We start from the raw sequence: 25,178 nt of genomic DNA, 5'->3' as shown, positions 1-25,178 counted from the left end.
GGCACCATCTTTTCAGCTCTAGCGAGCTTCCTTCTCCTCGGCCACCGCCACGTCGGTGTTGTCGGTGAACAGCCCGTCGATCCCGGCCTTGCGGTACGCCGCGATCTCGCCGAACAGGTTGCCCGAGTCCGACGGCACCGCGTCGCTGTCGAAGTCGGCCGGGAGGAAGTTGTTCTCGACCCGGAACGTGTACGGATGCACGACCAGGCCGGCCCGGTGCGCGTCGGCGACCAGTGCGGTCGGCTGGCCGAGCTTGCCGGCCGCGTCGAGCGGGATCACCTGGTCCTTGCTCGGCCCGACGCCATCGGCGTACGTCGCGACCTCGCGAAGGCCCTGGGCGCTGACGATGTCGGCGTACGTGCGCTTGTCACCGGAGACCACGAAGTCGTACGGCGCACCGGCCGAGCTGGTCAGCTGCACCAGCGGGACGCGAAGCTCCTGGTGCAGCGCCTTCAGGTTGGCGACCTCGAAGGACTGCACGAACACCTTCGCGCCCGGACGGTTGAGGTCGTTGCGGTTCAGGGTCCGCACCAGCTCCGGCTCGAGCGCGAGACCCTGCTGGCGGAAGTACGTCGGGTGCTTGGTCTCCGGGTAGATGCCGATCGGCCGGCCGAGCTCCTTGGAGAGCCGCTTGCTGAGGTCGATCACTTCCTGGAAGGTCGGGATCTGGTAGTGCCCGTTGAACACCGTGTTGTGCTGCCGGATCGCCGGGATCCGCTCGACCGCGCGCAGCGTCTTCAGCTCGGCCAGCGTGAAGTCCTCGGTGAACCAGCCGGTGGTGGCGACACCGTCGAGCATCTTGGTCTTCTTGCGGTCCGCGAACTCCGGGTGGTTCGCGACGTCCGTCGTACCGCTGATCTCCGGCTCGTGCCGGGTGACCAGCACCCGGTCCTTCGTGGTGACCAGGTCCGGCTCGATGAAGTCGGCGCCCATCCGGGCGGCCAGCTCGTACGACGCCAGCGTGTGCTCGGGCCGGTACCCGGACGCGCCGCGGTGCCCGACGATCACGAAGTCGTCGTGCTTGTCCGCCTGCACCGTTTGCTCTGATTGCGCTGATTGCACTGACGGCACGGTCTGCGGGACGAGCACCGCGGCGGTCACGGCGAGCGCCGAGACGGCGACCGGGACGAGCTGACGAGGCAGCTTCATGAGGTTCTCCTAACAATCCAGGGGATTGAGCGCCACCCTCGGGCACGGCGGCAGCCCTTCGTCGTACGGCGGATGACGGCCCGGTGAACGATCCGCCGGGATGTGAGCAAATCGGTGGTGCCCCAGCGTTGGGCTGAGACACCTGGCTTGCTAGCGTCCCAAACACACAATCGGATGAGCTAGGAGCTAGTCGTGAGCACTACACCGGTGAAGGTGGCCGTTACCGGGGCCGCAGGGAATATCGGGTACAGCCTGCTGTTCCGGATCGCGAGCGGGGCGCTGCTCGGGCCGGACACGCCGGTGGAGCTGCGGCTGCTGGAGATCACACCGGCCCTGAAGGCGCTCGAGGGCGTCGTGATGGAGCTCGACGACAGCGCGTTCCCGACGCTCGCCGGGATCGAGATCGGCGACGACCCGAACGTTGTCTTCGACGGGGTCAACGTCGCGCTGCTGGTGGGCGCGCGGCCGCGGACCAAGGGGATGGAGCGGGGCGACCTGCTGGAGGCGAACGGCGCGATCTTCACCGTCCAGGGCAAGGCGCTGAACGACCACGCCGCCGACGACATCCGGATCACCGTGACCGGCAACCCGGCGAACACCAACGCACTGATCGCGAAGAGCAACGCGCCGGACATCCCGGCCGAGCGGTTCTCGGCGCTGACCCGCCTGGACCACAACCGGGCGCTGGCGCAGCTGGCGAAGAAGACCGGCACGCACGTCACCGACCTGAAGAAGCTGACGATCTGGGGCAACCACTCCGCGACCCAGTACCCGGACATCTTCCACGCCGAGGTGGCCGGCAAGAACGCGGCCGAGGTCGTCAACGACCAGGCCTGGCTGGAGAACGACTTCCTGCCGACCGTGCAGAAGCGCGGCGCCGCGATCATCGAGGCCCGTGGCGCGTCGTCGGCGGCCTCCGCGGCGGCGGCCACCATCGACCACACCCGCGACTGGCTGAAGGGCACGGCCGAGGGTGACTGGGCCTCGATGGCGGTCGTCTCCGACGGCTCGTACGACGTCCCGGAGGGCCTGATCTCGTCGTTCCCGGTGACCACCAAGGACGGCAACTGGGAGATCGTCCAGGGCCTGGACATCAACGAGTTCTCCCGCGGCAAGATCGACGCCTCGACCGCCGAGCTCGGCGAGGAGCGCGCCGCCGTCAAGGACCTCGGCCTGATCGGCTGACAACACCCCGCCAGAACGGCCCCCGGGATGCGCCCGGGGGCCGTTCTGCTGTTCTCACCGCATCGCGTACGACCCGATGACGGTCAGGTCCGTGATGTTGCCGGCGCCGTCGACCAGGTGCGATCGCAGCGAGACGGACTTTCCGGCCGGTGTCTGGAAGATTGTCTTGTACCGGCCGTGACCGATCGGCGCGACCGCGGCGTTCTTCCAGGTCTTACCGCCGTCGCCGGACACCTGGACCGTCAGCTTCCGGATGACCGGGAGCTGCTGCCCGGCCTGCGGGTCCACGACGACAGGCAGCACGGTGACCGGCCTGCGCACAGCTACGTTGTGATCGTCCACCGTGGGCTGATAGCGGATGCCCAGCAACGGCAGCCTAGTCTCCTCAGACGTGGCCGCCGAGCTGAACGTCCACCGGAGATCGGTCCGGGTGGCGAACGGGCTCTTCGACTGCGTCTGCGTCGACTCCAGCGTGTACGTCGTCTTCGCCGCCGGCAGATCGGACGCCTCGACGTACCCGAAGTACGGCGACTCGGCGACGACCTTCCCGTCCTGGATCAGCTTGCTGGACTCGGAATCGGTGGCGATGAACCCGCCGTTCCCGTCCGCGTCGCCGAGACCGTAGGCGGACAGGAGCACGCTGTTCTCGAGCCGGACCGCCAGATCCGGCCTGATCGTGAAGGCCGCCGCGTTGAACCGCTCGTGGTACGACTTGCCGGCCCGGTACGCCTTCGACGGCGAGATGAGCCGGCTGATCGTCTGCGGGAACGGATCCTCCGGATCGGTGCTCGGGATGATCTCGTCGACCTCGCTCTGCCAGCTGGCCGGCTTGCCGTCGACGTACGCCGTCGTGGTCAGCGGAGCCTTTCCGTACGTCAACGCGATCGCCCAGCCGCCGCTCATCCCCGGCGCGTTGCCGAACACGGCCCGTTCGTGGGCGCGGTCGCTGGTGGCGTTGACGGTCTGCTGGAGCGTGGCCTGCTCCTTCGGCTTGACGTCCCGCACGAACCCGGTCGGGAACACGCCCGGGAACGTGTCGAGCTGACCGACGATGTACGGCGAGTTGTTGAACGTCCCGTCCGCGTCCGGCTTCGCCCACTGCGACGCGACATGGCTGGTCAACTGCTCCGGCGGCAGCACGGACGATCCCACCTGCGCCGAGTACATCGCTCCGAATCCGAACGACAGACTGGAGTAGCCCAGTCCGAACCGACCGTCCGCGGACGTCCGGTCGAACCCGACGTCGGCGAGCGCCGCCTCGGCGCCGGGCTGCGGCACAGTCACCTTGACCTGCTTCGTCGTACGCGCATCGAACACCACCGTGGTGTCCTTGGTGAGCTTCACCGACGGCTGCAGCAGCCCGTAGCTGGCGAAGTCGCCGTTCGGCAGCTCGACGAACTGGCTGTTCTGCACCAGGTACTCGCCCTTCAGCAACCGGAACTTGAGCGTGTCGCTGCCGTCACCCAGGAACTGGAACAGGTTCCGGTCCAGCGCGCTCAGGACACCGTCGAACGGAGCCGGCTTGCCGTCCGCGCCGATCGCCTTCAGGGTGAGGTTGTAGCTCTCCTTCTCCTTGTCCACACCGATCGCCGACGTGACACTGACGTCGCCGGCGGTCGCGGTGAGGCGGCCGGAGTACAGGCCGTCCGGGCCGTCGTGCTTGGTGTTCGAGGTCGCCTGCACCGTGGCGGTACCGCCCGCGGGAACGGTGACCGTGCTTGCGCTCAGCTTGAGCGCGTCCGCCGGAGCGGGGCTGCCATCCGGGCCGTTCAACGACGCGGCCAGGTTGAGCGTGACAGGCTGGTCGCCGAGGTTGCGGTACGTCACGGTCTTGGTGACCGGGGCGTCGTCGCCGTGCGGCCAGACCGCCGTACCGAACGAGACGTTGCCCGGCTCGGCGATCACGGTCTGTTTGATGCCCTTGGCAACATCCACCCGGCCGGCGCCCTGCTCGAACGCGGTCTGGTCCGCGGCCGGCTTGGCCGAACCCATCAGCGCGCCCTTGAGCTCGGCGGCCTTCCAGTTCGGGTGTTCCTGCGCGAGGATCGCGGCCGAACCCACCACGTGCGGCGTCGCCATCGACGTACCGTCGAGCCGCAGGTAGTCGTCGCCGACCGGCTCGCCGATGATCGAGTCCTTCGCCTTCGCGGCGACGATCGACACACCCGGCGCGCTGATGTCCGGCTTCACGGCGCCGTCGCCGACGCGCGGCCCACGGCTGGAGAAGTCGGCCAGCTGGTTCTGCTTGTCGACCGCGCCGACGGTGAGCGCGGCGTCCGCGCTCCCCGGCGAGCCGATGGTTTGCTCCCCCGGACCTTCGTTGCCGGCGGCAATCACGAACAGCGTGCCGGTCTGCGCGGTCAGCCGGTTCACGGCCTCCTCGAGCGGGTCGATCCCTGGCGTGTCGGTGCCGCCGAGGCTCAGGTTCACGACCTTCGCCTTGACCTCGGTCGCGGCCCACTCCATGCCGGCCAGGATCGCGGAGTCCGGGCAGCTGCCGAAGTCGTCACAGACCTTGCCGTCGTACAACCGGGCGTCCGGCGCGACCCCCTTGTACTTGCCGCTCGACGCGGCCGCCGTACCGGCGATCGTCGAGGCGACGTGCGTGCCGTGACCGAAATGGTCGCCGTCCGGGGCGTCGGTGAAGTTCTTGCCGCCGACCACCTGGGTGGCGAGGTCCGGATGCGTCTTGTCGATCCCGGTGTCCAGGACCGCCACCGGGATGCCCTTGCCGGTGTAGCCCGCCTGCCAGGCGGTCGGCGCGCCGATCTGCGGGACCGATTGGTCCAGCGTGACCTTGCGCTTGCCGTCGAGCCAGATCTTGTCGATACCGGCCCCGTCCAGGACCTTCGAGTCCTTGGTTGCCTTCAGCGCGGCGCCGTTGATCACCGGAAGCCGACGCGTGACGGTCGCTCCCGGTATGGGGCTGCGTTTCTGGGCCTTGCCGCTGTACGTGACGATCAGCGGCAGCGTCTCGTCGTACCCGTCCTTGATGAGGGCGGTCACGTCGAACAGGCGGCTGTCGAGCTTCCCGCCGGCCAGGCGCGCGCTGACGTCGGACGGTACGACATACAGGTGGTCCTTCAGCCGGTACGAGCTGAACGCGACGCCGGTCCGGTCCTTGCCGGGCCGGATCGTCGCGCGGGCGGGGTCGCCGCCGCGCAGGGTGACCCGGTCACCGGTGATCAGCGTGACGCTCTGGTCCTTGGCTGGGTGGGTTTGTTTCGCTTGCGGGCCGGCTGTTGCTTGCGGGCCGGCTACTGCCTGGCCCGGGGTGGCGAGCCCGAAGGCGGCGATCAAGGCGACGGCGGCAACGCCGATGCGCCTCGATCGTGGTGTGGATACCACGATGAGTCCCTCCCGATCGGTTGTCCTCACAGCGGGCCGTACTAGACCACTCACAGAGCGGAGCCGTACGGCCACTCACCGATAGATGTCCGGACCCTATCGAATGGTTGCCAGAACCTCCTGCCACGGCAGGTTGCTGCCGCCTCACTGCCCGTAAGGGCATCCGCCCTCAGGCAGGCGGAGCAACCGTCGCGTCCGCCTGGCCGGAGGCAGTCAGGGACGCGGCGATGAAGCCCGAGGACTTCAGATCCTCGATCAGGTCGTGCAAGTAGGCGACCGTGTCCGGGTGCTTCGACTTCGCGGTGCCGACGGCCTGCTGGATCTGCATGAACCGCTCGTCGATCAGGCGGAGCTCCGGGTGCTCGGCGACGTACCGGGTGATCGGCTGACGGATGCCGGCCGCCACCTCGAGCCCCTCCTCGCGGAACACGTCGACGCCCTCCGCCCCGCGGACAACCGTTGCCTGCTGCAACGTCCTGGTCAGGTAGAGGTCGTACGCCGACCCCTGCTTCACCCCGATCCGCACACCCGGCGCATCCACCTCTGCGACTGTTTTCAGGTTGGAGGGCTGCGGTACGGCGAACACCCCCTCGATCACAACGTACGGCGCCGTGAACGCCACCTCGGCCGCCCGCGCCGGATCGATCGCCAGAAAACAGAGATCCGCCTGCCCGGTCGTCATCGCCTCGAACGACTTCCGCGCCGCATCGAAACAGACCAGCTCCAGCGACACCCCCAACCGCCGCGCCAACTCCCGCGCAATATCGACAGTCACCCCACCCGGCGCGTCCGCTGTCCCCTGCGCCAGCACCGGATTCCCCACATTGATCGAGGCCCGCAAAACCCCACCCGGCGCCAGCTCCTCAGCAACACTCGTCATACCGCCGACCCTATCCATGCCCTCCGGCACGACCAGCGAACGATTGACGAATCCCGTCAAGGGCGCGGCCGAGATCCAGTTTTTGCAGAGACATTGTGTAAGTCGGTCGGCGGTCCTAGTGTGTGCGCAGGATCCTTCCGATGGGGGTGTTATGAGGCGTCGGAGTGTGGGGCTGCTGATGGCGGCTGCGATGGTCGTGCCAACGACTGCCGCCGTACCGGCCGAAGCGCACGGCAGCGACAAGCGAGTGGTGGGGTACTACACCAACTGGAGTGGGTACGGCCGGAACTTTCTGGTCAGCGATCTGGTGAAGAACGGGTCCGCGGCCCGGCTGACCCAGATCAACTACGCGTTCGGCTTCGTCGACGCCCAGGGGAACTGCCTCAGCAGCGACCCGTGGGCCGACTACCAACGACCGTTCACCGCCGAGCAGAGCGTCAACGGCCAAGCCGACGAGCCCGGACAGGTGCTCAACGGCAACCTCAATCAGCTCAAGCAACTCAAGCAGAAGTACCCGAAGCTCCGGATCAGCATCTCGCTCGGCGGCTGGACCGGCTCGGCGCACTTCTCCGACGCGGCACTCACGCCGGCCTCGCGGGCCGCACACGTGAAGTCGTGCCTGGACCTGTGGCTCAAGGGCAACCTGCCGGGCCTTCCGGCCGGCGCCGCGAAAGGCATCTTCACCGGCGTCGACCTGGACTGGGAATGGCCGGCCAGCGAAGGAAACCCGGGCAACGTGATCCGTCCGGAGGACAAGCAGAACTTCACCGAGCTGGTGCACGAGTACCGCAAGCAGCTCGACCAGTTGCCGGGCAGGCACGACCTGACCGCGTTCCTGCCTGCGAACCCGGCGATGATCGACCGCGGCTTCGAGGTCCGCCAGCTGTTCAAGGACCTGACATTCGGTACGACGCAGGGGTACGACTACCACGGTCCGTGGGAGACGCTCACCAACCAGCAGTCGGCGATCGACGGACCGGCGGGCGATCCGACGACCCCGGAGTTCAGCTCACAGGTGACGATCGACGCCTATCTGGCCCGCGGGGCGCCGCGGAGCAAACTGGTGATGGGTGTGCCGTTCTACTCGCACGGCTGGACCGGCGTGACCGATGAGAACCACGGCCTCTTCCAGCCGTCGACCGGTCCGGCGCCGTCGACGTTCGACGCCGGCACCGAGGACTACCGCTACCTGAAGGCACAGTTGGCGAACTACACGGTCTACCGCGACAACCGCGCCGGTTTCGCGTGGCTGTTCGACGGTACGACGTTCTGGACCTGGGACGACCCGGTCGAGATGAAACGCAAAGCGCAGTACATCTCGCACCGCGATCTGGGCGGCGCGATGATCTGGTCGCTCGACGGTGACACCGCAAATGGGGAGCTGATCTCGGCGTTGCACCGTAACCTTCGCTGAGTGGATCTGACTCTTCTCCAGGACCGGTTCGGCGCGGACAATGCCGAACCGGTCCACGTGGGTTGTTCCGGGGCGACGGTCGTCAGGCTCGACCGCGGCCCGGAACGCCTGTATTACAAAGCGGGTGACGGCGTCGATACCGAGGCGGAACGTCTGGCCTGGCTTTCCGGAACCGGATTTCCGTGCCCAGGCATCGTTGACCGCGGCAACAACTGGCTGCTGACCACGGAGCTGCCCGGCCGCGACGCCTCCCAACCGTGGCCGGCGCGCGACCGTCCCGCCGTACTCGCGGCGATCGCCTCCGGTCTGCGGGCGCTGGACGAGCTCACGGACTGCCCGTTCGCCTCGCCCTTCCCGGGCGCCGGCACCGCCGTGACACACGGGGACTACGCGGCGCCGAACGTCTTCATCGACCCGGCGACACTGCGCTTCACCGGCGTCCTGGACCTCAGCCGACTCGGCACGGGCGACCGGTACGTCGACCTCTCGCTGATGTTCAAGAGCCTGCGCGGCACCCTCAACCCGCAGTACGGCGGACCACCCGCGGCGCGACGCTTCGTCGAGCTGTACGGCGGAGACCCGGACGACCCGCGCATCGAGCACTACATCACGCTCGACGACACCGGCGTGGCTGCACGCTGAACTTGTTCTACCCCGAGGGTTAGTCGGTGCTCCGCAGTTCGGTGGGGGCACCGTGGACTGCGGGGATGCTGCCGAGCTTGCCGGCCTGGAAGTCCTCGAAGGCCTGGATGACCTCGGCGCGGGTGTTCATCACGAACGGGCCGGCCATCGCGATCGGTTCACGGATCGGGCGACCGCCGATCACCAGGACGTCGAGGTTCGGCTCCGCCTGCGGCTGCGTCGTGCTCGCCGCCGTACGGATCGTGTCGCCGGGACCGAAGACAGCCAGCTGACCCTTGCGGATCGGACGACGCTCGGAACCGACAGTGCCCTGACCGGCCAGTACGTAGACGAGTGCGTTGTAATCCGGCTGCCACGGGATCACCATCTCCGCGCCGGGGCTCACCGTTGCGTGCACCAGCGTGATCGGGGTGTGGGTCGAACCGGGGCCGTTGTGACCGTCGACCGAGCCGGCGATCACGCGGATCAGCGAACCGCCGTCCGGCGTGGAGAGCAGCGCGGAGTCACCGCCGCGGATGTCCTGATAACGCGGCGGGGCCCACTTGAGCGCCTTCGGCAGGTTCACCCAGAGCTGGATGCCGTGGAACAGGCCACCGCTCATCACCAGGTGCTCCGGCGGAGTCTCGATGTGGAGCAAGCCACTGCCCGCAGTCATCCACTGCGTGTCGCCGTTGGAGATCACGCCACCGCCGCCGTTGGAGTCCTGGTGCTCCATGATTCCGTCGAGCATGTACGTGACCGTCTCGAACCCGCGGTGCGGGTGCCACGGCGTACCCTTCGGCTCGCCCGGCGCGTACTCGACCTCACCCATCTGGTCCATGTGGATGAACGGGTCCAGGTCACGAAGATCGACCCCCGCGAAGGCCCGCCGTACCGGGAACCCCTCGCCCTCGTACCCGCTCGGCGCCGACGTCACCGACTTCACCGAACGCTCGTTCACCGAATCCTGCGGACTGATCCGCGGCAGGACGGTGATGTCACTGACAGTCACGGCGGGCATGGCATGCTCCTCGCTGGTCGATAGTTCAACAATAAACTACCTCCCCGAACCACGGCAAGAGCCACCGCATTCCCGGCTCACAGGAAGCTTCCAGACAACGTCCAGGGTCACCGGAGGGCCAGTTGGCACCGTCGTCAGTGGAACCCATCCGTGAACTGGAGACGATCATGACGACGCTGCTCGACCGACCTGTTGCGCAGGAACCACCTGCCGAACCACCGGTCCGACCACCAGGGAGACTCCGCCGGTTCGCCCGCGGTCCCGCCGAGCAGGCGGCGTACGTCCGGCCGGCCGCGCTGGCGATGCTCGTGGGTACGGCGATCCTGTACCTGTGGAATCTGACCGCCTCCGGGTACGGGAACAGCTTCTACGCCGCCGCCGAACTGGCCGGGACGCAGAGCTGGAAGGCGTGGCTGTTCGGGTCGCTCGACGCGGGGAACGCGATCACGGTGGACAAGCCGCCGGGCGCGCTTTGGGTGGCGACCGCGTTCGCGCGATTGTTCGGGTTCAACAGCTTCACGGTGCTGGCACCGCAGGCGTTCATGGGGATCGCGGCGGTCGGGCTGCTGTACCTGACCGTGAAGCGCGTCGCCGGTCCGGTCGCGGGGCTGATCGCGGGTAGCGCGCTGGCGTTGACGCCGGTCGCCGTACTGATGTTCCGGTTCAACAACCCGGATGCGTTGCTCGTGCTGCTGATGGTGGCCGCGGCCTACTTCGTCGTACGGTCGCTGTCGCACGCTTCGGCGAGGTGGTTGATGCTGGCCGGTGTGGCGATCGGGTTCGCGTTCCTGACCAAGATGGGGCAGGCTTTGTTGGTGCTGCCGGCGTTCACGCTGGTGTACCTGATCGCGGCGCCGACCTCGTTCCGCCGGCGGTTGCTGCATCTGGTCGGCGCGCTCGGTGCGCTGATCGTGAGTGCTGGTTGGTACGTCGCGCTCGTCGAACTGTGGCCCGCGTCGAGCCGTCCCTATATCGGTGGGTCGACCAACAATTCGTTGCTCGAGCTTGCCCTCGGCTACAACGGGCTCGGGCGGTTGCTGGGTGGTTCGGGCAACCGCGGCGGTGGCGGTGGTGGCAGCACGAACACCGGCTTCGGTGGAAGCACCGGGATCACTCGGATGTTCGGTTCTGCCTTTGGTACAGAGATCTCGTGGTTGTTGCCTGCGGCATTGATCGCGTTGGTCGGTGGGTTGTGGCTGACGCGGCGCGCGCCGCGGACCGACCGGGTCCGGGCCGGGCTGGTGCTGTGGGGCGGTTGGCTGCTCGTGACCGCGGGCGTCTTCAGCTTCATGAGCGGGACGATCCACCCGTACTACGCGGTCGCGCTCGCCCCGGCCATCGGCGGGCTGGTGGGGATGGGCATCTCCATCGCCTGGAAGCAGCGGGACGTGCTGGCGGCGCGGATCACGCTGGCCGCGATGGTGCTGGCGACGGGCGTGTGGGACTACGTGCTGCTCGGTCGTACGTCGGACTTCGCGCCGTGGGCGAAGTACGTCGTACTCGCGGCTGGTGCGATCGCTGCTCTCCTGGTGCTCGTCGGTCGTCGGGTTCGGCGAGTACTGCCTGCGGTTGTGCTGGCGGTTGTGGTGTCGCTTGGGCTCGGGAGCACGGCGTACGCGGTGGCCACGGCGTCGCAGACGCACAACGGCTCGATCCCGACGTCAGGCCCGAGCAGCAGCGCGATGGGCGGAGGCGGAGGCGGAGGCACCCGCGGAGCCGGCGGCCCCGGCGGCACCGGCGCTCCCACCGGCACTCCCCCCACCGGGTCCACCGGGTCTACCGGGTCCACCGGGTCAGGTTCGAGCAGCTCGACCGGTACCGGATCCACCGGCACGGGTTCGAGCAGCGCGACGGGGACGGGGTCGGCTGGGGCTTCGGAGTCGGGTCGGGGTTCAGGGGGTGGGATGGGCGGCGACGCCTCCGCGAGCAGTGACCTGACGGCCTTGTTGTCGAAGACCACCACGACCTGGGCCGCCGCAACCAGCGGCTCCCAGTCGGCGGCCTCGCTCGAGCTCGCCACCGGCAAGTCGGTCATCGCCATCGGCGGCTTCAGCGGCACCGACGACGCACCTACCCTCGCCCAGTTCAAGCAGTGGGTAGCCGAAGGCAAGATCTCGTACTACATCGCCGGCGGCCAAGGCGGCGGAGGCGGAGGCGGAGGCCAGAGCACCTCCGCGGCCAGCGAGATCCAGTCCTGGGTCGAGTCCAACTACACGGCGACCACCGTCGGCAGCACCACCGTCTACAACCTGACGAGCTGACCGGACGCCCAGCCCATCACAATCGCCCCTTCGGCCGGGCGGCCCGCGTGGCCGCCCGGCCGACCTTCACTTGTGATGGCCTGGCGGACCCCCACCACTCACTAACCCACCCCAACCCGACCCGTCCAGCCGACTCCCCGCCTGGGAGCGCCGACGCCCACGCCGTTGGTGAGTGGCGGCGGTCCGGGCAAGCGTCGGAGGTGGCGGCTGCCGGGAGTCGCGGCGGTCCGGGTACGGGTCCGGGGTCGGTGCGTGGCAGACTCTGGGGTCGTGACGGCGCAGATTCTGGATGGCAAGGCGACGGCGGCCGCGATCAAGGACGAGTTGAAGGTCCGGGTCGCGAAACTCGCCGAGCAGGGCGTGGTGCCTGGGCTGGGCACGATCCTGGTGGGTGACGACCCGGGCAGCCGGGCGTACGTGGCGGGCAAGCACCGCGACTGCGCGGCGGTCGGGATCTCCTCGATCCAGGTCGAGCTGCCGGACACCGCGACCCAGGACGAGGTCGCCGCGAAGGTGCAGGAGCTCAACGACAACCCGGAGTGCACCGGGTTCATCGTCCAACTCCCGCTCCCCAAGCACGTCGACACGAACACGATCCTCGGCCTGATCGACCCCGCCAAGGACGCCGACGGCCTGCACCCGGTCAGCCTCGGCAAGCTCGTCCTCGGCCAGGACGGTCCGCTGCCGTGCACCCCGAAGGGCTGCGTGGAGATCCTCCGGCGGTACGACGTACCGATCGCCGGCGCCCACGTGGTCGTCGTCGGCCGCGGCGTGACCGCGGGTCGGCCGATGGGGCTGCTGTTCACCCGGCGCAGCGAGAACGCGACCGTGACGCAGTGCCACACCGGCACGAAGGACCTCGCGGCCGTCGTACGTACCGGCGACATCGTGATCGCCGCCGCGGGTTCGGCCGGCCTGATCACCTCGGACATGGTGAAGCCCGGCGCGGTCCTGCTCGACGTCGGCACCAGCCGGAACGCCGAGGGCAAGATCGTCGGCGACATCGAGACCGCGGCTCGCGAGCAGGCCGCCTGGATCGCGCCGATGCCCGGCGGTATCGGCCCGATGACCCGCGCGATGCTCCTCACCAACGTCGTGGAAGCCGCCGAATCGAGCCTCCCCCAGTGACCTCCGGCGGTACGGCGTACGCGGCCGAGCTGGGTGTGGCGTGCTGATGGCGGGTGAGGCCCAGCGCCGGAGCCAATGGCCGCTGGCGTTGACGCTCCTGGTCGCACTCGCCGGCATGGTCGTGCTCTGGTTCTACAACTGGCGCAACGGCGTCTTCGTCTTCGCCGGCGCGGTAGGCCTCGCCGGCCTGCTCCGAGCCACCCTCTCCGACACAGCCGCCGGCCTCCTCCACGTCCGCAGCCGCATGTTCGACACCACCTTCCTCCTCCTCACCGCAACAGCCATCGCAGTACTCGCCATCATCATCCCCAACTAGCGCTCTGCTTCCGAAGTCCGTCGCGCCGCCAGGGCCCCGCCATCGGATCTGGGGAGCAAAACCCACCCGAATCAGCCTGTAACACTCCCCAATCGGAACGAATCGACCCGCGGAGACGCTTGCTGGTGGCAACTGGTGGGTTGCTGACGTCGACGGCAACGGCCACCAAGTCGCGTACCGGCGTACGTTCAGATCGTCCAGTTCCACGTGGCGTAGAAGCTGACCTGCAAGGCGCCGAGGTTGGCTCGATCGCCTGAGGGGTCAGTGGAAGAAGTGGCGGGTTCCGGTGAAGTACATGGTGATGCCGGCTTTGGTGGCGGTTTCGATGGCGGCTTCGTCTCGGATGGAGCCGCCGGGCTGGACTACTGCTTTGACGCCGCCTTCGATGAGGACCTCGAGGCCGTCGGGGAAGGGGAAGAAGGCGTCGGAGGCGGCGACGGAGCCGGTGGCGCGGTCGCCGGCGCGGGAGACTGCGAGGCGGCAGGAGTCGACCCGGTTGACCTGGCCCATGCCGACGCCGACCGAGGCGCCGTCGGCGGCGAGCAGGATGGCGTTGGACTTGACCGCGCGGCACGCCTTCCACGCGAACGCGAGATCGGCCAGCACCTCGTCGGAGGCAGGTGCGCCGGCAGCGAGCGTCCAGGCAGCAGGGTCGTCACCTGCGGCCTGGAAGCGGTCGCGGTGCTGCAGCAGCAGCCCGCCGCTGATCGCCCGCATCTCGACCGTCTCGTCCGCGGACACGGCCGGCGCCACGAGGAGCCGGATGTTCTTCTTCGCCTGCAGGATCTCGACGGCGCCGTCCTCGAAGGCGGGCGCCACCAGCACCTCGGTGAAGATGTCCGCGACCTGCTTCGCCAGGTCCACCGTGACCGGGCGGTTCGTCGCGATCACACCGCCGTACGCCGATACCGGGTCGCACTCGTGTGCGCGCCGGTGGGCCTCGGCGATGTCCTTGCCGACGGCGATCCCGCACGGGTTCGCGTGCTTGATGATCGCGACCGCCGGCTCGTCGAAATCATAGGCGGTACGCCGGGCCGCGTCGGCGTCGACGTAGTTGTTGTAGGACATCTCCTTGCCGTGCAGCTGCTCCGCCGCGGCCAGCCCGCCCCGCCCGTTCAGGTACAGCGCGGCGGGCTGGTGCGGGTTCTCGCCGTACCGCAGGACGGCTGACTTGTCCCACGAGGCACCCACCCACGCCGGGAAACCTGAGCCCTCCGAGGAGTCGGTAAGTACGTTGCCCATCCAGGACGCGACCGCGATGTCGTACTCGGCGGTGTGTACGAAGGCCGCCGCCGCCAGCCGCTTCCGGTCCTCGAGCGAGAAGCCGCCGTCGCCCAATGCGGCGAGCAACGAGGGGTACTGCGACGCAGACGTCACAACGGCGACGTTCGCGTGGTTCTTCGCAGCGCCGCGCACCATCGACGGCCCGCCGATGTCGATTTGCTCGATGCACTCGTCCACGGATGCACCGGACGCGACCGTCTCGGTGAACGGGTACAGGTTGCTGACCAGCAGGTCGAACGGCTCGACCCGCATCTCCTGCAACTGCTCGACATGATCGGGCTTCCGCAGGTCGGCGAGCAGCCCGGCGTGCACGAGAGGGTGCAGCGTCTTGACCCGCCCGTCGAGGCACTCCGGGAACCCGGTCAGCTCCTCGACCTTGGTCACGGGCACGCCGGCCGCCGCGATCCGCGCCGCGGTGGAACCGGTCGACACCAGCCGGACACCGGCGGCGTGCAGCGCGGAAGCGAGCTCCTCCAGACCGGTCTTGTCGTACACGCTGATCAGCGCGCGGCGGATCGGCCTGCGGTCGGTGCTCACTTCAGTCGAACCTTTCGTCCAGTGATAGTCCAGCCGTCCCGGACCAGGCGGCCGACCCACTCCACCAGCTGGCGGCGTTCGACCTCCTTGATCCGTTCGGTCAGGTCTTCTTCGGTGTCGTCATCGAGAACGGGTACGACGACCTGCGCGATGATCGGCCCGGTGTCGACGCCGCCGTCCACGAAGAACAGCGTCGCCCCGGCGACCTTCACGCCGTACTCCAGCGCGTCCCGGGGCCCGTGGATCCCGGGGAAGGCCGGCAGCAGCGCGTTGTGGGTGTTGATGTAGCGATCGCCGAACGACTCCAGGAAGTCGTCGCCGACCAGCTTCAGGAAGCCCGCCGACACGACCAGATCAGGCTTGTACTCCGCGACCGATGAGGTCAGCGCCCGATCCCAGTCCGCCCGGTCCGCGTAGGCCTTCACCTTGTGCACGAAGGTCGGCACTCCGGCAGCCGCGGCCCGGTCCAGGCCGGCGATCCCGTCGCGGTCGGCGCCGACGGCGACGACCTGGGCGCCGTACTCCGGGTCGGCGCAGGCGTCCAGCAAGGCCTGCAGGTTCGACCCCGAGCCCGACACGAGCACGACAAGGCGCGCAGAACCCGGGTCAGAAGCAGTCACGGCGGGAAGCCTATCGCCCGCTGTCGGCGTCTCCGTCAGCCGGTCGCCGCGCGGAGACCACCGCGGCCGTGATCGCGGCCCCGATCGCCATGCCTGCCGCCAGTACGCCGGCCGCCGGCAACGCCCCCGGGACTCCAACCGCGGCCATCCGCCCAGGCCCCGCCGATCCGCCCGACAGGGCCAGCAGCGCGAACACGATGACGCCCGCGACGAGCGCCGCGATCGCACCGCGCAGCGCGAACGCATCCCACCCCAGCGCGTCAGCGTCCCGCTCCGCGAGCCCTCGCCGTACGACGACCAGTCCCGCGACCGCACCGGCGACCAGGGGCACCACGGCCGTCAGGACCAGCAGGTACGACGGGGTCGCGCCGTCGGCAGGTACCGCGGCCAGGAGCGGAAGCGCCGGCAGGTTCCCCACGTCGACGCCGGTCGGGGCGATCGTCGTACCGACCCCCAGCTGGAACCCGGGCCCGGCGAGGAACGCGACGACGTACAGGATCATGTTCGGCAGCAGCATCAGGCAGATCGCGAACAGTACGACCGACCCGATCACGCCGGCGTCCAGCAGCTCGAGCATCCCGGTGATCCGGGAGAAGTGGATCGCGAGCAGTACGCCGTACAGCAGCGAGGCCATCGCGATCACGGTGAGGACCGCGGCCATTGCGGCGGGTACGGCGTCCCGCAAACCCGATGGTGTGGCGTCGGCGAGGTCCTCTGCCGCACCGGACTCGACCGCGATGCCTGCGAGCCCGGCCACCAACGCCAGCGAGAACGCGCCCAGGAACGCGGACAGCGGTGAGACCTTGAGCGGGCCCTCCGCCGTGAGCAACGCCACGACGAGCCCACCGAGGCCGTAGACGAGCGCGAACGCTCCGGCCAGCGCGAGCAGGTCCCTGGTCCGGTCGGCCGCGCTGGACCGGGCGGCCGACTTGCCGCCGCGATACAGGCACCAGGCGAAGAACAGCGTCAGGCCGAGCGGCGCGATGCTGATCCGGCCGGTGCCGATCGTGCTGCTGCCGATGGTGACGGCGGCCTTGTGCGCGACCAGCCAGGCCGACGCGCCGGCCCGGACTGCGCCGGACGCACCGCCGAAGGTCGCGCCCAGCCAACCGATCACCGCGACCGCGGCACAGGTGAGCAGACCGGTCAGCAGACACGCTCCGGCTGAGATCACGGCCGACACGAGCAAAGGCTTGGTCTGGGCGGCGATCTCCGACGCGGGCGCGGCGCTCGTCTCACCGTCCCGGGCTCCGGGGCGGCTCAGCATGTCGGTCATCTGACTCCCATCGTCTCCCCGGGCACGGATGCCGCTCGTCCTGACACGCCGGATGTGGGAGACTTCAGCCCGCCTGCTCACGCTCAGTTGGCACGTGTTCGCCTGTTGGTAGCTGAGTGGGAGCGGCGTGGGTTCACCCGGTACTGTCGGGTGGAATCAGTCAGGAGGACGAGCTTTGGCCGGTTCCCACCGTGCATCACGCGGCGGCGGTCGCGCCGCTGCCCGGGAGGCGCGGCGTCAGCAGGCGCGCAAGCGGAACCAGACGATCGCAGCCGGGGCCGCGGTCGTGCTGCTGGTCGGCGGCGGTGGAGTCGCCGCGCTGAACGCGTTCGGCGGCGACAAGGAGCCCGGCGCGAAGGCCGGCAGCGGCCCGTCGGACGACAAGCCGACCAATTCCGACGTACTCGCCGACGACAAGGCGCTGCTGGACGCCGCGGGCGCGAAGACGCTCGGCGCGACCGGCACCTGGGCAGTCACGAAGACCGCGGACGGCGAGTCGGCTCCGGAGAGCGCGTTCGCCTGCCAGTCGCAGCGGTTCGCCGACCCGTCCGGCCTGCGGACCTGGGTCCGCACCCTGCAGAACTCGGCCACCAAGGACACCGCCGTCCAGTACGTCGACGTGTCGAACGACAAGGCCACCGCTGCGAAGACCTACAACACGGTCGTCCACTGGATCAGCCAGTGCACGACGCCGCAGACCCGGCTGTCGGCCGGCTACGTGACCACCGGCGTCGGCGAGCGCGGTGTGATCGCCGTCTTCGGGCAGGTCCCCGGCGCGAAGACGAAGTACAAGACCATCGCCGTCACGCTCGCCGGACAGGCGACCATGGTCATCGAGCACGACACGATGGCCGCCACGCCGCCGCGGCCCGACACCGTGCTGGCCACCGCGAGCGCGGCCGCGAAGAAGATCTGCGCCCAGACCGGCGGCTGCGCGACCGGCGCACCGATCGCGCAACCGGCCCTGCTGCCGAACGTCGACAACCCGGGCTTCATGGCCTCGGTCGACCTGCCGCTGCTGGATCAGATCGACAAGCCCTGGGTGAGCGCCGTCGCGACCAGCAGCGACGGCACCGGCTGCGAGAAACTCGGCCTGAAGAAGTCGAAGGCGACCAAGTACGGCACGATCACGTACGTGACGCCGGAGGCGAAGGTGCCGACCGAGTTCGGGTTCGACGACACGGTCATCAAGTTCGCCACCCCGACCGTGGCGGCGGGTTTCGTCAGCCAGGTCAAGAAGAACGTCGACGCCTGCGAGAAGAACCTCTCGAACGCGAAGGTCGACTCGACCGGCACGATCAAGACCAGCACCATCACGGGCAAGAGCTGGAAGGCGACGTACGACACCGGCGACGGGAAGAAGGTCGTCTACCGGATCGGCATCGCCGGGTCCGGGGACCGGGCGGTCTACGTACTGTTCCCGGTGCTCAAGGAGCTGGATCTCACCGACGCGGCGTTCAACGAGACGCTGGCCCGCGCGGTCGACCGCTCCGCCGCCTACAAGTAGAAACGGGACCCACCCCGTCAGGGGCAGGTCCCGCTCACGCCTGGCAGTTACTTGCTCAGGCCCTGCATGATCTCGCGCATCAGGTTGGCGGTCTCGGACGGCGTCTTGCCGACCTTCACGCCGACGGCCTCGAGGGCCTCCTGCTTCGCGGCCGCCGTACCGGACGAGCCGGAGACGATCGCGCCGGCGTGGCCCATCGTCTTGCCCTCCGGCGCGGTGAAGCCCGCGACGTACCCGACGACCGGCTTGGTCACGTTCTCCTTGATGAACGCGGCCGCCCGCTCCTCGGCATCACCACCGATCTCACCGATCATCACGATCGCGTCGGTGTCCGGGTCGTCCTGGAACGCCTGCAGCGCATCGATGTGCGTGGTCCCGATGATCGGGTCGCCGCCGATCCCGATCGCGGTCGAGAACCCGAAGTCCTGCAGCTCGTACATCATCTGGTACGTCAGCGTGCCCGACTTCGACACCAGACCGATCCGGCCCTGGCCGGCGATGCTGGCCGGGATGATGCCGGCGTTCGACTCGCCCGGGGTGATGATGCCGGGGCAGTTCGGGCCGATGATCCGGGTCTTGCCGGACGCCTGCGCGGCGGCGAAGAACGCGGCGGTGTCGTGCACCGGCACGCCCTCGGTGATCACCACGACCAGCGGCACCTCGGCCTCGACGGCCTCCAGTACGGCGTCCTTGGTGAACTTCGGCGGCACGAAGATGACCGACACGTTCGCGCCGGTCTCCTTGACCGCGTCGGCGACGGTGCCGAACACGGCGACCGACTTGCCGTCGAAGTCCTGGCTCTGACCCGCCTTGCGCGGGTTCACGCCGCCGACGATGTTGGTGCCCGAGGCAAGCATCCGGGTGGTGTGCTTGGTGCCCTCGGAGCCGGTCATGCCCTGGACGATGACCTTGCTGTCCTTGGTCAGGAAGATAGACATTGTTCGGCGATCCCTTACTTCGCAGCCAGCTCGGCGGCGCGCTTGGCGGCGCCGTCCATCGTGTCGACCCGCTCCAGACCGGCCAGGCCGGCCTCGTCGAGGATCCGGCGGCCCTCCTCGGCGTTGTTGCCGTCCAGCCGGACGACCAGCGGCTTCGTGACGTGCTCACCGCGGCTCGCCAGCAGCTCGAACGCCTGCACGATGCCGTTCGCAACCGCGTCACAGGCGGTGATGCCGCCGAAGACGTTCACGAACACGCTCTCCACCTGCGGGTCGGAGATGATGATCTCCAGACCGTTCGCCATCACCTCGGCCGAAGCGCCGCCGCCGATGTCGAGGAAGTTGGCCGGCTTCACGCCACCGAACTCCTCGCCGGCGTACGCGACGACGTCGAGGGTCGACATGACCAGACCCGCGCCGTTGCCGATGATGCCGACCGAGCCGTCCAGCTTCACGTAGTTCAGGCCCTTGGCCTTGGCCGCCGCCTCCAGCGGGTCGGCCGCCGAGACGTCCTCGAACTCGGCGTGCTCCGGGTGCCGGAAGTCCGCGTTCTCGTCGAGCGTGACCTTGCCGTCCAGCGCCTCGACGTTACCGTCCTCGAGCTTGACCAGCGGGTTCACCTCGACCAGCGAGGCGTCCTCGGCGATGAACACGTCGTACAGCTTGACGATCTCCGGTACGACGGCGTCGATCACGTCGGCCGGGTACTTCGCGGCGACCGCGATCTCGCGCGCCTTCGCCTCGTCCACACCGGTCGCCGGGTCGATCGAGATCTGCGCGATCGCGGTCGGGTCGGTGTGCGCGATCTCCTCGATCTCCATACCGCCGGCGGCGGAGGCGATGCAGAGGTAGTTGCGGTTCGCACGGTCGACCAGGAAGGAGAAGTAGTACTCCTCCGCGATCGCCGCGGCCGGGACGATGTTCAGGATCTTGACGACGTGACCCTTGATGTCCAGCCCGAGGATCTCGCGGGCCTTCTCCTCGGCCTCGTCCGGGCTGCTCGCCAGCTTCACGCCGCCGGCCTTGCCGCGCCCACCGGTCTTGACCTGGGCCTTCACGACCACCCGGCCGCCGATCTTCTCGGCCGCCGCGCGGGCTTCCTCCGGAGTCGTGACGACCGCACCCACGGTCGTCCGCACTCCGTGCTTGGCGAAGACCGTCTTCGCCTGGAATTCCATCAGATCCACGAGTGTGGTCCCTCTCTCGCCTGTACGGGGCTTCTGACAGTAGCCACCCTCGTGCCGGGAGCAACAGGCGGGGTCCCGGCTGAGACGACCGTCACAGATCGGCGGGCGTCTCATGTCAGGCTAGGTCACATGACTGATGCCGCGCTCGATTCCGGAACCAGACCAGCTGACGACTGGTGGCGTAGCGCCGTCGTCTACCAGGTGTACCCGCGCTCGTTCGCCGACGCCGACGGTGACGGGACCGGCGACGTGAACGGGATCCGCGCCCGGCTGCCGTACCTCGCCGAACTCGGCGTCGACGCGATCTGGATCAGCCCGTGGTACCCGTCCCCGCTCCTCGACGGCGGGTACGACGTCTCGGACTACCGCGACATCAACCCCGAGTTCGGGACCCTCGCGGACGCGGACGCGCTGATCGCCGAGGCGCACGCGCTGGGTCTGCGGATCCTGATCGACCTGGTGCCGAACCACTGCTCCTGGGAGCACCCGTGGTTCAAGGCCGCGCTGGTGGCGGGCAAGGGTTCTCCGGAGCGGGACCTGTTCTGGTTCCGGGACTCCAAGGACGGCGGCCCGCCGACCAACTGGCCGGCCGCGTTCGGCGGCGGCGCCTGGCAGCAGATCGAGGACGGGCAGTGGTACCTGCATCTCTTCGACATCTCCCAGCCGGACTGGAACTGGGACAACCCGAAGGTGATCGAGGAGTTCGACGCGATCTTGCGGTTCTGGTTCGACCGCGGTGTCGACGGGTTCCGGATCGACGTCGCCGACTCGATGGCCAAGGACACCTCGATGCCGGACGTGGTCCCGGACGAGAACGGTGACTACACCGGCCAGAAGTACGTCGGGCATCCGACGTACGACCAACCGGGAGTGCACGACATCCACCGCCGCTGGCGGACGGTCGCCGACGAGTACGCCGATACGCCGCAGGGTCCCCGGGTGTTCGTTGCCGAGGCCTGGCTGTCCCCCGCCGAGCGGCTGGCGAAGTACGTCCGCCCGGACGAGCTGCACTCGGCCTTCAACTTCGACGCCCTGCGCGCGGCATGGGACGCGGACGAACTGCGTGAGGTGATCGACCACACCACCGAGAACCTGTGGGCGGTCAGGGCGCCGGCCACGTGGGTGCTGAGCAACCACGACACGATCCGGCACCGCACGCGGTTCGGCCGCGACCGGAAGGATGCCCTGGAAGGCGCAGGCGTCGTACCGACCGATCTGGAGCTCGGGCTGCGTCGGGCGCGGGCGGCCGCGCTGCTGGAGCTGGCGCTTCCCGGTGGCGCGTACATCTACCAAGGTGACGAGCTCGGGCTGCCAGAGGTCGAGGACCTGCCCGAGGACGTGCTCGACGACCCCACCTGGGAGCGCTCCGGCCACACCGTCCGCGGCCGCGACGGCTGCCGGGTCCCGATCCCGTGGTCCGGCACCGAGCCGCCGTACGGCTTTGGCCCGGGCACCGCGCAGCCGTGGCTCCCACAGCCCGCCGACTGGGCGCCGCTGACCGCCGAAGCTCAAGCCGACGCCCCCGACAGCCACCTCAACCTCTACAAGGCGGCCCTCAAGATCCGCCGCGCCCACCCGGCCCTCGGCGAAGGCCGCCTCACCTGGGACCCCAACACCCCCGAAGGCATCCTCTCCTTCACCCGCGACCCCGGCTTCCGCTGCGTCGTGAACCTCAGCGACCGCCCAATCCCCCTGCCCACCCACCAGAAACTCCTACTGACCAGCAACCCCGTACCCAACGGCGAACTCCCAGTCGACACCACCGTCTGGCTCGAGGTCTGAGCATCAGAGGAGTCACCATCCGTAGCTGACCCTTTGGCGATCGCCAAAATCTGTAGATATACTGATTGTGCCGAGGCGGTAGCCGAGGAAGTGGACCCGGGAGCCAGCCGGACGACTGGTCGCCCGGGTTTCGCGCATTCGGGGACGAGAGCACGCAGACAATCATCCCGCCCGTCACGGACCGCCCGTCCGGCTACCGAGGCGCGGTACAGGTGTACCTCGACACCAAGACCGGTCAGGGTGCTCAGGATCTCGCGGCGACGACTGTTGTTCTCGTCCTTCATGTGCAGGCGGCGCTGGCCGGGCTTGCAGAGTTCGCGGAGTTTGCCGCGAGCTGTGGACACGTCGCCGGTCGAGATCACGGCGGCGGACAGCAGGTAGCCGTTGCGGATCGACTCGTCGACGAAGGCGTGGGCGGGCACGGAGAGTTACTTTAGATGTGCGGTCAGGTAGCCGCCAAACCAGCAGGACAAAGAGAAACGGCCGGAGCGTTTGGCTCCGGCCGTCTCTGGTTCAGCGGTTTCGTAGGCGGTCGCGGTCTTCGCGATCCCTTCGGTCCCGGTCTTCGCGGTCGCGGCGGTCGCGGCGGTCGCGGTCTTCCCGGTCCCGGCGGTCTCGTTCCTGCCGGTCCCGCCAGCTCACTTCACGCCACCTGCCGTGAGGCCGGCGACGATGCGGCGCTGGAACAGCAGTACGGCGATCACGAGCGGGATCGTGACCACCACACCGGCGGCCATCTGGCTGCCGAACGGTTGGTCGCGGCCCGTCGTACCGGTGAACTGCGAGACGATCACGTTCGCCGTCTGGATCGACTTCTTGTTGGTCATGCTCAGCGCGATCAGGAACTCGTTCCAGGCCGCGATGAACGTGATGATGGCGGTGGTGAACACACCGGGTGCCGCCAACGGGATGATGACCTTGCGGAACGCCTGGGCCGGCGTACAGCCGTCCACCATCGCGGCCTGCTCGAGTTCCTGCGGCATCTGCCGGAAGAACGCCGTCAGGTTCCACACCGCCAGCGGCAGTGCGAACGACAGGCTCGGCACGATCATCGCCTGGTAGGTGTTGATCCACTTGATGTCCACGAACAGCTTCAGCAGCGGCACCACCAGCGAGATGCCCGGGAACATCGACGTGGTGATGATGATCGCCAGTACGACGTTCTTGAACTTGAAGTCCAGCCGCGCCAGCGTGTACGCCGCGATCATGCCGATGATCAGCGTCAGGATCGTCACCGTCCCGGCCACGATCAGGCTGTTCAGCAGACCCCGGCCGAAGCCGTTCGCACCGGCGAACACGTCCTTGAAGTTCTGGATCGAGAACGGCGCCGGGATGATGCCGTTCGAGAACTGGTCGGACGGCCGGCGGAACGCCGAGACGACCATCCAGTAGAACGGCGCCAGGCAGTACACGACGATGATCGCGACGCCGAGCAGCGGCGCGTACCGGCGTACCGCGCTGGTCTCGGCCGTCTTGAGCGTGCCGCCACCGGCAGTGGACGGTGCAGTTGCAGTTGCCGTTGCCATCAGAATCCACCTCCACCGGATGCCACAGCACCGACCGAGGCGTTGGTCGTGTCCTGGACCGCGTTCTTCTTCTGCCACCGCTTGCCGTTACCGCCGCCCGGCTTCTTGACCCGGGCCTCACCGATCACGTCCGCGCCGAGGATCTTCACGAACAGGTAGGCGACCACGGCGACGTACACGAACAGCACCGTCGCATAAGCGGCCGCCGGCCCGAACCGGGTGTTGGAGGCCTCGTCGAACGCCAGCATCGACAGCGTCTCGACCGAGTCCTTGTGCTGGCCGACCAGGACGAACGGCAGGTCGAAGATCCGCAGCGTGTCGAGGATCCGGAACAGCACTGCCACCAGCAGTGCCGGCTTCACCAACGGCAGCGTGATCCGGGTGAAGGTCTTCCAGGCGTTGGCTCCGTCGACCTTCGCGGCCTCGTAGACCTCGGCCGGGATGGTCTGCAGCCCGGCCAGGACCAGGAGGCCGATGAACGGTGCGGTCTTCCAGGTGTCCGCGATCACCACCGAGAGCTTCGACTGCCAGCCCTCCGTCGACCACAGGACCTGGGAACCGATCAGGGTGTTGGCGATGCCGTCGGCCTGGAAGATCCACTTCCAGAGCAGCGCCGAGATCACGGTCGGGATCGCCCACGGGACCAGGATGCTGGCCCGGACGATGCCCCGGCCCTTGAAGGCCTTGTGCATGATCAGCGCCATCGCGACGCCGAGGACCGTCTCCAGGACGACACAGACCACGGTGAAGAACGTCGTGTTGTAGAACGCGTTCCAGAACCGGTGCCCGGTGTCACCCTTGAAGATTGCGGTGTAGTTGTCGAGCCCGACGAAGGTCGAGCCCTTGACGATGAACCCGTTCGCGTCGAGATGCTGGCCGCTCTGGAACAGCGACTCCCGCAGTGCCGAGATGATCGGGAACAGCACCACCACGGCGAGGACGAGCAGCGTCGGGGAGAGCAGCGTCGCGGCCAGCCGGCCGGTGCCCTCGTCGAACCGTTGCTCCCGCTTCGGTTTCTTGGCCGGTCGTTCCGTGACCGGCGCGGTTGCAGTCACCTGTGCCTCCTTTGTGTCCCGGGCAGAGCCCGGGCAGGGACTGGCCGGGGCCGGCGCGTGGTCAGACCTCCCCACACAACCGCCCCCGCACCACCGTACATTCGTGATTAGCGAAATCAGCATGGTAAGACAGTCGGCAAAAC

The 25,178-nt window shown here is 68.4% G+C and carries 20 protein-coding genes; 9 read left to right on the top strand and 11 right to left on the bottom strand.

What is annotated here, in order from left to right; all coding sequences use genetic code 11:
* Positions 1-18: 18 nt before the first annotated feature.
* Positions 19-1,149: a glycerophosphodiester phosphodiesterase gene (locus ACWF0M_RS34825; protein ID WP_452240009.1), complete on the bottom strand. Its 1,131-nt coding sequence runs from the start codon at positions 1,147-1,149 to the stop codon at positions 19-21.
* Between the two features lie 192 nt (positions 1,150-1,341).
* Here ACWF0M_RS34825 and ACWF0M_RS34820 point away from each other — a divergent pair, with 192 nt between their 5' ends.
* Complete coding sequence (locus tag ACWF0M_RS34820) at positions 1,342-2,334, top strand: malate dehydrogenase (protein WP_452240008.1); 993 nt, start codon at positions 1,342-1,344, stop codon at positions 2,332-2,334.
* A gap of 54 nt (positions 2,335-2,388) precedes the next feature.
* Here the strand turns inward: ACWF0M_RS34820 and ACWF0M_RS34815 are convergent, their stop codons facing one another.
* Together ACWF0M_RS34815 and ACWF0M_RS34810 are read right to left on the bottom strand one after the other, a co-directional pair.
* Entirely contained in the window at positions 2,389-5,682 is a 3,294-nt protein-coding gene (locus tag ACWF0M_RS34815; protein WP_452240007.1) for a S8 family serine peptidase, read from the bottom strand.
* A 169-nt stretch (positions 5,683-5,851) separates the two neighbouring features.
* A complete protein-coding gene (locus ACWF0M_RS34810) occupies positions 5,852-6,562 on the bottom strand; it encodes a transporter substrate-binding domain-containing protein (RefSeq protein WP_452240006.1) in 711 nt (236 codons plus the stop codon).
* A gap of 151 nt (positions 6,563-6,713) precedes the next feature.
* On the opposite strand from ACWF0M_RS34810, the gene ACWF0M_RS34805 reads away from it, so the two are divergent.
* Both ACWF0M_RS34805 and ACWF0M_RS34800 read left to right on the top strand, forming a co-directional pair.
* Positions 6,714-7,976 (top strand): glycoside hydrolase family 18 protein, encoded by a 1,263-nt coding sequence (locus tag ACWF0M_RS34805; RefSeq protein ID WP_452240005.1) that lies wholly within the window; start codon positions 6,714-6,716, stop codon positions 7,974-7,976.
* A complete protein-coding gene (locus ACWF0M_RS34800; RefSeq protein ID WP_452240004.1) occupies positions 7,977-8,618 on the top strand; it encodes a phosphotransferase in 642 nt (213 codons plus the stop codon).
* Between the two features lie 19 nt (positions 8,619-8,637).
* Here the strand turns inward: ACWF0M_RS34800 and ACWF0M_RS34795 are convergent, their stop codons facing one another.
* The gene (locus ACWF0M_RS34795) at positions 8,638-9,618 is read right to left on the bottom strand and encodes a pirin family protein (RefSeq protein WP_452240003.1); all 981 of its coding nucleotides are present in this window, start codon (positions 9,616-9,618) and stop codon (positions 8,638-8,640) included.
* Positions 9,619-9,785: 167 nt separating this feature from the next.
* On the opposite strand from ACWF0M_RS34795, the gene ACWF0M_RS34790 reads away from it, so the two are divergent.
* The 3 genes from ACWF0M_RS34790 (at position 9,786) to ACWF0M_RS34780 (ending at position 13,323) form a co-directional block, all read left to right on the top strand.
* On the top strand, positions 9,786-11,879 hold the full coding sequence (locus tag ACWF0M_RS34790) for a glycosyltransferase family 39 protein (protein ID WP_452240002.1): 2,094 nt from the start codon (positions 9,786-9,788) through the stop codon (positions 11,877-11,879).
* A 270-nt stretch (positions 11,880-12,149) separates the two neighbouring features.
* Complete coding sequence (locus tag ACWF0M_RS34785; RefSeq protein ID WP_452240001.1) at positions 12,150-13,007, top strand: bifunctional methylenetetrahydrofolate dehydrogenase/methenyltetrahydrofolate cyclohydrolase; 858 nt, start codon at positions 12,150-12,152, stop codon at positions 13,005-13,007.
* Between the two features lie 46 nt (positions 13,008-13,053).
* Positions 13,054-13,323, top strand: coding sequence for a DUF3017 domain-containing protein (locus ACWF0M_RS34780; protein ID WP_452240000.1), 270 nt, complete (start codon positions 13,054-13,056; stop codon positions 13,321-13,323).
* A gap of 261 nt (positions 13,324-13,584) precedes the next feature.
* Here the strand turns inward: ACWF0M_RS34780 and purH are convergent, their stop codons facing one another.
* Genes purH through ACWF0M_RS34765 form a run of 3 tightly spaced genes read right to left on the bottom strand, consistent with a single transcriptional unit; the run spans position 13,585 to position 17,040 of the window.
* Positions 13,585-15,144, bottom strand: coding sequence for a bifunctional phosphoribosylaminoimidazolecarboxamide formyltransferase/IMP cyclohydrolase (gene purH, locus ACWF0M_RS34775; RefSeq protein WP_452239999.1), 1,560 nt, complete (start codon positions 15,142-15,144; stop codon positions 13,585-13,587).
* Positions 15,141-15,764, bottom strand: a complete 624-nt coding sequence (gene purN / locus ACWF0M_RS34770) for a phosphoribosylglycinamide formyltransferase (RefSeq protein ID WP_452239998.1) — start codon at positions 15,762-15,764, stop codon at positions 15,141-15,143. The genes purH and purN overlap by 4 nt, the downstream gene beginning before the upstream one ends.
* Positions 15,765-15,774: 10 nt before the next feature.
* A complete protein-coding gene (locus ACWF0M_RS34765) occupies positions 15,775-17,040 on the bottom strand; it encodes a cell division protein PerM (protein ID WP_452239997.1) in 1,266 nt (421 codons plus the stop codon).
* Between the two features lie 175 nt (positions 17,041-17,215).
* Between ACWF0M_RS34765 and ACWF0M_RS34760 the strand changes: the two genes are divergently transcribed.
* Positions 17,216-18,547 (top strand): hypothetical protein, encoded by a 1,332-nt coding sequence (locus ACWF0M_RS34760; RefSeq protein WP_452239996.1) that lies wholly within the window; start codon positions 17,216-17,218, stop codon positions 18,545-18,547.
* Positions 18,548-18,594: 47 nt separating this feature from the next.
* Here ACWF0M_RS34760 and sucD read toward each other — a convergent pair whose 3' ends face one another.
* Entirely contained in the window at positions 18,595-19,485 is an 891-nt protein-coding gene (sucD, locus tag ACWF0M_RS34755; protein ID WP_452239995.1) for a succinate--CoA ligase subunit alpha, read from the bottom strand.
* A 14-nt stretch (positions 19,486-19,499) separates the two neighbouring features.
* Positions 19,500-20,672, bottom strand: a complete 1,173-nt coding sequence (gene sucC / locus ACWF0M_RS34750; protein WP_452239994.1) for an ADP-forming succinate--CoA ligase subunit beta — start codon at positions 20,670-20,672, stop codon at positions 19,500-19,502.
* 129 nt (positions 20,673-20,801) lie between these two features.
* Here sucC and ACWF0M_RS34745 point away from each other — a divergent pair, with 129 nt between their 5' ends.
* Both ACWF0M_RS34745 and ACWF0M_RS34740 read left to right on the top strand, forming a co-directional pair.
* A complete protein-coding gene (locus tag ACWF0M_RS34745; protein WP_452239993.1) occupies positions 20,802-22,454 on the top strand; it encodes a glycoside hydrolase family 13 protein in 1,653 nt (550 codons plus the stop codon).
* 212 nt (positions 22,455-22,666) lie between these two features.
* Complete coding sequence (locus tag ACWF0M_RS34740) at positions 22,667-22,891, top strand: hypothetical protein (protein ID WP_452239992.1); 225 nt, start codon at positions 22,667-22,669, stop codon at positions 22,889-22,891.
* A gap of 201 nt (positions 22,892-23,092) precedes the next feature.
* On the opposite strand, the gene ACWF0M_RS34735 is transcribed toward ACWF0M_RS34740, so the two are convergent.
* Both ACWF0M_RS34735 and ACWF0M_RS34730 read right to left on the bottom strand, forming a co-directional pair.
* Positions 23,093-23,980: a carbohydrate ABC transporter permease gene (locus tag ACWF0M_RS34735; protein WP_452239991.1), complete on the bottom strand. Its 888-nt coding sequence runs from the start codon at positions 23,978-23,980 to the stop codon at positions 23,093-23,095.
* Positions 23,980-25,035 carry a carbohydrate ABC transporter permease gene (locus ACWF0M_RS34730; protein WP_452239990.1) on the bottom strand — a complete coding sequence of 352 codons (1,056 nt, stop codon included), beginning with the start codon at positions 25,033-25,035 and terminating at the stop codon, positions 23,980-23,982. Before ACWF0M_RS34730 ends, ACWF0M_RS34735 begins: the two co-directional genes overlap by 1 nt.
* Between the last annotated feature and the right edge of the window lie 143 nt (positions 25,036-25,178).

It is taken from the genome of Kribbella sp. NPDC055110, from assembly GCF_053607525.1.
This window is presented reverse-complemented; position numbering and strand designations above follow the sequence as displayed.

What these genes read in the sequence shown, in the direction of transcription:
- ACWF0M_RS34825 (WP_452240009.1), bottom strand. Translation starts at nt 1,149, where the DNA reads ATGAAGCTGCCTCGTCAGCTCGTCCCGGTCGCCGTCTCGGCGCTCGCC.
- ACWF0M_RS34810 (WP_452240006.1), bottom strand. Translation starts at nt 6,562, where the DNA reads ATGACGAGTGTTGCTGAGGAGCTGGCGCCGGGTGGGGTTTTGCGGGCC.
- ACWF0M_RS34805 (WP_452240005.1), top strand. Translation starts at nt 6,714, where the DNA reads ATGAGGCGTCGGAGTGTGGGGCTGCTGATGGCGGCTGCGATGGTCGTG.
- ACWF0M_RS34795 (WP_452240003.1), bottom strand. Translation starts at nt 9,618, where the DNA reads ATGCCCGCCGTGACTGTCAGTGACATCACCGTCCTGCCGCGGATCAGT.
- ACWF0M_RS34790 (WP_452240002.1), top strand. Translation starts at nt 9,786, where the DNA reads ATGACGACGCTGCTCGACCGACCTGTTGCGCAGGAACCACCTGCCGAA.
- ACWF0M_RS34780 (WP_452240000.1), top strand. Translation starts at nt 13,054, where the DNA reads ATGGCGGGTGAGGCCCAGCGCCGGAGCCAATGGCCGCTGGCGTTGACG.
- ACWF0M_RS34765 (WP_452239997.1), bottom strand. Translation starts at nt 17,040, where the DNA reads ATGACCGACATGCTGAGCCGCCCCGGAGCCCGGGACGGTGAGACGAGC.
- sucD (WP_452239995.1), bottom strand. Translation starts at nt 19,485, where the DNA reads ATGTCTATCTTCCTGACCAAGGACAGCAAGGTCATCGTCCAGGGCATG.
- ACWF0M_RS34745 (WP_452239993.1), top strand. Translation starts at nt 20,802, where the DNA reads ATGACTGATGCCGCGCTCGATTCCGGAACCAGACCAGCTGACGACTGG.
- ACWF0M_RS34735 (WP_452239991.1), bottom strand. Translation starts at nt 23,980, where the DNA reads ATGGCAACGGCAACTGCAACTGCACCGTCCACTGCCGGTGGCGGCACG.